We start from the raw sequence: 1,024 nt of genomic DNA on the forward strand, positions 1-1,024 counted from the left end.
ACCCTCAACTGCGAAGAGCCGCATAAGGGCGGGTTCGCGGGCAGCCGGTGGCGTCATGATCCCCAATTCTCCCCTGGCGCGCGGTCACCCGCGACGTCGAGCGCCCCGCTACCCACCAATCCCGAGCACCCCGGCGACGAGATTAATCGCCACCGCGAGAATCACCATCCCGAACAGGAATGACACCGCCGCGTGCCGCAGCAGAATCTTGCGGATGCGCGTGTCGTTGAGCTCGGGGTCGGTCGAGCCGTAGGTCATGCCGACGGCGTAGCTGAGGTACAGAAAGTCGGCGAAGCACGGCGGCGACTTCGAGTGAAAGTCGATGCCGCCGTTGTCGTCGCGGTAGTACTCGTACGCATAGTGCACGGCATAGGTCTGGTGGATGCACGCCCACGCGCCGAAGACGCCGACGAGCGTGAGCAGCGCCCCGAGCGCCGTATTGCCGCTCTGCTGCACGATGAGCACGCTCACCACCGCGAGCGCGGCGACGATCGCGACGAGCACCTCGTCGAAGATCGGGCTGAGATCCTCACGACCGACGTTGCGTTCGGTCGCCGCCGCATCCATCGGCCAGAGCGTCAGCATCGACAGCGTGACGAACACGAGTTCGGCCACGCTGATGCCCACCAGCGTGGCAACGTAGCCGTCGAGCCAGACGCCGGCGAGCAGCGCCGCGGCCACGCCGAGCACCGTCGCCGCCACGAGCTGCGCCCACGTCGGCCTCAGTAGCCGCGGCGTGTAGCCGGTCTCGCTCCCCGTCATGTCATCAATCTAGCGGCGCGCTGCACCACAGGGCGTGCGCGCGGCACCGTGTCGCGCGCGGCAGGCCAAGCGCGCCGCTGCCGCATCGTCTCAGTGGCCGAATGCCTCCGCGAGCCACCACGACCCGCCGTCCGACGCGATCCGCGCGTCGATGACGATCGGCCCGTCGCCCGACTCGAGCCACGCGCGCACCGGCTCAAGGTCGTCAACCGACCGCACCGTGACACCGACGGCCCCGAAGCCGCGCGCGATCGACGCGATG

At 68.8% G+C, this 1,024-nt stretch carries 1 protein-coding gene and 1 pseudogene; both read right to left on the bottom strand.

The annotated features are described in order from the left end of the window. Positions 1–108 precede the first annotated feature (108 nt). Positions 109–762: a DUF1345 domain-containing protein gene (locus ID132_RS12825; protein ID WP_125107169.1), complete on the bottom strand. Its 654-nt coding sequence runs from the start codon at positions 760–762 to the stop codon at positions 109–111. Between the two features lie 90 nt (positions 763–852). Beyond that, positions 853–1,024, bottom strand: a pseudogene (locus ID132_RS14255) (thiamine pyrophosphate-binding protein); the annotation flags it as partial.

Source organism: Gulosibacter sediminis, from assembly GCF_014904065.1.
Classification (GTDB): Bacteria; Actinomycetota; Actinomycetes; order Actinomycetales; family Microbacteriaceae; genus Gulosibacter; species Gulosibacter sediminis.